Source organism: Burkholderia sp. BCC1999 (assembly GCF_905339975.1).
In the GTDB taxonomy this organism is placed as follows: domain Bacteria; phylum Pseudomonadota; class Gammaproteobacteria; order Burkholderiales; family Burkholderiaceae; genus Burkholderia.
The window spans coordinates 238359-244659 of sequence record NZ_CAJPHP010000013.1 but is presented as its reverse complement, the minus strand read 5'-3'; the positions used below and the strand labels follow the sequence as shown (position 1 = coordinate 244659).

The 6301-nt window shown below is 66.3% G+C and carries 5 protein-coding genes; 3 read left to right on the top strand and 2 right to left on the bottom strand.

The window, feature by feature from the left end; all coding sequences use genetic code 11:
* The first annotated feature begins 177 nt into the window (after window positions 1–177).
* Window positions 178–2112, top strand: a complete 1935-nt coding sequence (locus tag U5809_RS20895; protein ID WP_322087967.1) for an SMP-30/gluconolactonase/LRE family protein — start codon at window positions 178–180, stop codon at window positions 2110–2112.
* 277 nt (window positions 2113–2389) lie between these two features.
* Window positions 2390–3220, top strand: a complete 831-nt coding sequence (locus tag U5809_RS20890) for a peptidyl-prolyl cis-trans isomerase (protein ID WP_322087966.1) — start codon at window positions 2390–2392, stop codon at window positions 3218–3220.
* 31 nt (window positions 3221–3251) lie between these two features.
* On the opposite strand, the gene U5809_RS20885 is transcribed toward U5809_RS20890, so the two are convergent.
* Entirely contained in the window at window positions 3252–3689 is a 438-nt protein-coding gene (locus tag U5809_RS20885) for a GNAT family N-acetyltransferase (RefSeq protein ID WP_322087965.1), read from the bottom strand.
* A gap of 42 nt (window positions 3690–3731) precedes the next feature.
* Window positions 3732–4688: a hypothetical protein gene (locus U5809_RS20880; protein ID WP_322087964.1), complete on the bottom strand. Its 957-nt coding sequence runs from the start codon at window positions 4686–4688 to the stop codon at window positions 3732–3734.
* Between the two features lie 309 nt (window positions 4689–4997).
* Between U5809_RS20880 and U5809_RS20875 the strand changes: the two genes are divergently transcribed.
* Window positions 4998–6290, top strand: coding sequence for an MASE1 domain-containing protein (locus U5809_RS20875; protein ID WP_322087963.1), 1293 nt, complete (start codon window positions 4998–5000; stop codon window positions 6288–6290).
* Window positions 6291–6301 lie beyond the last annotated feature (11 nt).

The window sequence follows — 6301 nt, the reverse complement described above, 5'->3', positions numbered from 1 at the left end:
AATTTTTTTTGATTTATATAACGCTATTCTCGCCCTGCTCATTATTGAAGGCATGCCGTACGTAATACCGACTGCGCCAGATGATTCAGGGGAAGAATTTACGCATTGCGAATTTCAAGCCATCTGGCCGGCCGACCCCTCATGTGAATGTTTGCATCATTCAGGAGAGCATCAGTCATGGTCGCCAGAAAACGAATCCGGGCTGCGCTTCTTGCCGCAGCGATCGCCGCGATCGTACCGGCCGCGCACGCCGGCAATACCACCGACTGGCTGGCGAATACCTACGGCACGCTCGCCGCGCACGTCGGCAACGTCGCGCGTGCGATGTGGGTTGCGCCCGAAGGCGTGATCTACACGGCGTCGATGTGGGACGAGGATGAAGGCGGTGTGGCGATCTACCAGAACGGCAAGAACATCGGCTCGATCGGCACACACTCGGAATTCCAGGGCAGCGCGATCACCGGTAACGCGACGTCGCTGTTCGTCGCGCTGCAGCCCGGCAAGACGTACGGCAGCGGCGCGGTGGGGCGCTACAACCGCGCGACGAAGTATCGCGACCGCGTGATCCAGATCAGCGCGGCAACCAACCAGCCGCGCATCGACGTCGTCACCGGGCTCGCGACGGCCGGTTCGCTGCTCTACGCCAGCGACTTCTACGGCAATCGCGTGCGCGTATTCACCACCGATGGCGTGTGGCAGCGCGACATCAACGTGTCGGCGCCGGGCGCGCTCGCGGTGGACGGCGCGGGCAACGTGTGGGTCGCGCAGAAGAGCGCGGGCGCGATCGTCGGCTTCAGCCCGGCGGGCGCGCTGCTGAACACGATCCGGATGGCGGCCGGGTCGCAGCCGTCGGCGCTGTATTTCGATGCGGCGGCCGCGCAACTGCTGGTGGGCGATGAAGGCCCCGACCAGAACATCAAGCGCTATACGGTGGCGGGCCGGCCCGCGCTGGCCGGCACGTTCGGCGTGCGCGGCGGTTATCTCGACACGACGACGGGCATCAAGGGGCAGGTCGGCGCGCAGCGCTTCACGCGGATCGTCGGGATCGGCAAGGACACCGGCGGCAACCTCTATGTGCTCAACAATCCGTGGGGCGGCAGTTGGGATCTCGGGCGCAATGGCGCGACCGACATTCATGCGTACAGCAGCACCGGGAGCCTGCGCTATACGCTGCAGTCGCTGAACTTCGAAGGCATCGCGGCGCCGGACCCCGTCACGGACGGCGCGCTGTTCTATGGCGGCACGCATGTGTACAGCGGAACCGCGGGCGGCAAGTTCGTCGCGAATACCGTGGATCCGTTCGCGTACCCGTCGGACCCGCGAATCAACATGAGCGATACGCAGCGCGACGAACACTTCGGGCTGCTCACGTCGGTGGGCGCGAACCGGATCCTCGTCGCGGCCGGCCAGAATCCGCCCGTCTTCTACTTCTACCATTTCAACGCGGCGAACGGCTATATCGCGATTCCGGACGGATCGATTCCGGGCCCCGCGTTCAACACGACGCAACGCGTGACGAGCGGCTTCAGCATCGACAGCAAGGGCAGCGTGTGGGCCGGCCTCGACAAGACCGGCGCGATCACGCATTACCCGCTGACCGGTTTCGACGCGAACGGCAAACCGTCGTGGGGGCCGGGTGTCGCGACGCGCATTCCGGCCAGCATCCTGCCGCTGACGCGCATCGTCTATCTCGCGGACAGCGACACGATGGTGCTCGCGCAGGGGGCGCTCGGCAGCAACGACTGGACGTCGATCGGCACGCGTATCGAGGTGTACCACGGCTGGCGCGCGGGCAACACGATGAAGCCCGATCCGGTGATCACACTGCCGCACAGCGGCGCGAAGTCGATCGATGCGGTCGGCAATCATCTGTTCGTCGGCTACTGGTTCAGCAGTAGCGGGCCGCTGTGGCCTAACGTCGACGCGTTCAATCTCACCACCGGCAATCTCGATACCACACTGGTCAATGCGAGCCCCGCGACCGTCGATACGAGCAGCGCGATCGACGCGATGTACAGCATCCGCGCGTACCGCCGGTCGAATGGCGAGTACGTGGTGATGAAGAACAACGTGAAGGGGAACAGCATCACCGTGTATCGATGGACGCCTTGACCGGCTGAACGCGCGGCCGCTTCGGGCTGCGGCCGGACTCGCGAAGTCGTGACGTTAGTCGACGCGGTTTCGCGAGATGGCCACGTCACATGTTCGCAATGAACGGTGCGCGCAACGCGCGCCGGGCCGCGTTGCGCGGCGCTTCCCAACCTCCCGACGCGGAAATGCGGTTCCGTGCACAATGACAGCGGCACACGCGGACGCAGCGTGTGCGTGCACGATGAACTGGCGCGGCATGCTCCATGCCGCGCTTTTTACTCTCGAAGCGACGATAACGATGAAGATGAAGACGACACCGAACCGCCTGTTGCTGATTGCCGTGCTGGCCGGCGCACTGAGCGGTTCCGCTTACGCGCAGACGGCCGCGACCGTCGCGACCGTCAACGGCACGCCGATCACGCAGACCGACGTCGACACGCTGCTGCGCGCGTCCGGGCAGCCCGATTCGCCGCAGGTCCGCCAGGCGATCAAGAACCAGCTGATCACGCGCGTGCTGGTGCAGCAGGCGGCCGAGAAGGCGAACTACGGCGACAAGCCCGAGGTCAAGGCGGCGGTGCAGCAGGCGAAGACGACGGCCGAGGTGCAGCTGTACCTGCGCGACAACGTGAAGCCCGAGCCGGTGACCGACGAGCAGGTGAAGGCGCGCTACGACGCGCTCGTCGCGACGCTCGGCAAGAGCGAATACAAGCCGCGCGTGATCATCGTCAAGGATCCGGTGACGGCCGCGACCGTGCTGAGCGAGCTGAAAGCGGGCAAGTCGTTCGACGGGCTCGCGCGTCAATACAGCATGGCGCCGAGCCGCGATAGCGGCGGCGAGCTGCCGTGGGTGAGCTTCAACACGCCGGCAGCGGAAGGCAGGACGGGCGGGTTGCCGCTGCCGGTCGCTCAGGCGCTCGAGAAGCTGACCGTCGGCGCGGCGACGAAGGATTCGATTCCGGTCGATGGCGTGCGGGCGATCGTGAAGCTGGATGCGAAGCGGCCGACGCAGGTGCCGGGTTTCGAGGCCGCGAAGCCGGGGCTTCAGCAGCAGCTGCAGGCGATCGCGGTCGAGAAGGCGAGCGCGCAGATGATCGGCAATCTGCTGAAGGACGCGAAGATCACGCAATGATCGTCATGCGGCGGCGTTGTAACGGCGCGCGTCACGCGCGCCAGATCAGGCTCGCGCTCGTGTCGGTTTCCGACGCGAGCCGGAAGCCGAGCCGTTCGTAGAGCCGCCGCGCCGGGTTGCCGTGCAGCACGCTGAGCGATACCGGCACGTGCTCGCGTGCGGCGTCGGTCAGCAATGCGTTCAGAACGGCCTCGCCGATCCCGTGCCCCTGGTGCGCGGGGAGAATCTGGATCTGATGGACGTGCCATTCGCCGGCGGCGCGCGTCACCTTCAGCAAGCCGATGGCCTCGGCGCCTGCGCAAACAATCATCGCGTCTTCAAAGTGCGCGCGGATGCGCTGTTCGTGCGCCGCGTCGTCGGTCGGCGCGCCGACGCGTTGCAGGTGCTCGGTCATCGTCAGTCGACGGAGCGTCAGCAGGAAGGGGAGGTCGGTGGCGGAGGCAGGACGCAGATCGATCGCCGGTTTCATGATGGTTGACGGGTTGCGTTGGGCATCGGGCTTCGACGCGGATCACAGGCCGGGCAACTGAATCTGCAGGCCGGCCGGGCGATGTTCGAGAACATCCGTGACTTCATATTCGGTTTTTGCGCCGTCTGAAGTTTGCCATTGCTGCATACGGACATTGCACAAGAGCACGTCCCCCTTGCTGAAACTGATCTGGCTGTTGTTCACGCGCGACAGGAAGCCGGTATCCGTGATCGTTGCGTGAATCGTCGACGTGCCGTCGCACAGCCGCCATTTGTTGTCGTCCTTGAACGCGAGCGACACGATCGAGAACGCCATCTTGCGATGCTCGTCGAGCAGGAGCGCGTCGGTTGGCTCGGGCGCGTGAAACCACGCAATCTCGTGGCGGGCGACTGTCTCGAACACTTCCGTATCGGTGCCGGCCGCGAAAATCTCGACGCCTTCGCGCGCGAGCGGCGCCAGGACCTGTGCGGTCGCGTGGCGAACGCGGACGTCGCGCAGCAGCGTGAGGACGGGCAGGTCGATCTCGAGTTCGTCGCCCTCGACCTGCAGCACCGCGGTGTGGTCCTGCATTCGCACCTGCCGGATCTCGCGCCCGCGCAGCCATTTGAGGACGGCGAAGAGCCCCTTCCTCGCCTTGGGCGCGGCGATGCCGAGCGCGGTCAGGATCGTGACCGCATTGGCGGGCGCCGTGCCTTCGTTGCCGCTCAGCATGTCGCGCATGCGGCCGAGCAGCGAGGTCGCGAGCGTGAAGTCGATACCGAAGCTGCCGGTCTTGAAGCTGCCGCGCACGTTCACCTGCGGCCGAACCTGATCGCCGCACAGTGCGCGCGTCGATGCGTCGAGCAAATCGCCGAATGCAAGCAGCGCGGGCGCGAGTTCGCGCACGTCCATCTCGGACGATTCGAGCGCGGGCCCGTCGTACGTGACGCGAAATCGGCTCATGGCATCGAAGGGGCCGATGTCGGCCGGACCGGAGCTGTTTCCATTACGTGTGGTCATGGGGAATGCGGGCTGGAGACGTGGACGATACGCGAAACGAATGCTTTCGGATGCCTTTCATCGTAGACGCGAACGGCCGGCTGCGCGCGATTTTGGCCATCCGGACAAGACCGCATACGAACGTGTCCCGATAGCAGTCGGCGAGCCACGAACTTTTCCGATACTTTCCCGGTCACACTCGCCAGCCTGCGGGCGTGCCGGCGCCCCGAACGTGCTTCCGGGCCCCGGTATTCCCCCACCTACCCCATCCGCATATCATTCGCACATCGCGCACCTGCAGGCCGCAGGCGCGGCACACAGGGATTCTCGATGGACACCAAACGATCGCGGCCGGGGCTCGTCGCCGCGCTGCTCTGGGCGGCGCTGTATCTCGCGACCGGCTACATCTCGCACGAGTTCAACGGCCCCGTCCGGCTGACGGGCTACATCTGGCTGCCGGCCGGCGTCACGGTCGGCGCGTTCATGCTGCGGCCGGCGCGCGACTGGCTGACGCTGGCCGGCGCGTTCCTCGTCGGGCAGCTCGCGCTGACGGCGATCGAACACGGCAGCCTCGTCAATGCGGTGCTGTTCACGATCGACGAGGTCGGCGCGGCCGCGCTCGCGGTCTGGCTCGTGCAGCGCGTGCGCTTCTCGCTCGAAGGGCTGTACTTCCTGCGCTCGGTGATCCTCGCCGGGTTGATCGCGGGCGTCGTCGGCGCGATCGGCGGCGCGGCGTGGTACACGACGGTCAAGGGCGCGCCGTTTTTCGACGTGTGGTCGGTGTGGGCCGCATCCGATTTCGTCGGCGTGCTGCTGGTCACGCCAGTGCTCGCGTCGTGGTCGCGCTTTCGCGCGCACCGCTCGGGCGACCACGAGCGCTTCGACCTGATGCTCGGGATCGTCGCGTTCGTGCTGCTCGCGATCGTCGCGCTGGTGATCTTCGACGGCGACACGTCGCAGAAATTCGGCACGGGCGCCGGCTTCGCGCTCACGTATATTCCGCTGTTCCTGACCGTCGCGGTGACGCTGCTGCTCGGCGGTCGCGCGGGCTCGTCGTCGGTGCTGGTGCTCGCGCTGATCGTGATCGAGCAGACCGCGCAGGGCGACGGCCCGTTCTCGTCGTTTCACGAACACTACGGCAGTGCGCTGCTCGAGGCGCAGCTCTATCTCGCGGTCGCGTCGCTGCTGGTGCTGACGGTCAGCACGCTGAAGACGACGCGCGAGCGCGTGCACGAGCATGCGGCGGTCCTGCAGAACAACATGGAGCTCGCGCTCGCGAGCGCCGGCCAGATCGCGTACGTGCTCGATCCGGAGTCGGGCCGGATCGACTGGAGCGGCGACGTCGAGCGCGTGTTCGGCGTCGGCGTCGATGCGTCGCAGATCGCGAGCGTGCCGCTCGTGCTCGAACGCGTGCAGCCGGGCGACCGCGAAGCATTGAGCGACTACTGGAACGCGGAGATCGCCGGCGAGGATCGCGCGTCGCTGTCGCTGCGCATCGTGCTGCGCGACGGCGGCACGCAGACGATCACCGACCACGGCGCGCCGCTGCTCGATTCGAACGTCGACGTGACGGTGGTCGCGGGCGTCTGGCAGATCGAGCGCGTGTGGCCGGCGGACGAATGAGCAGGCACGTG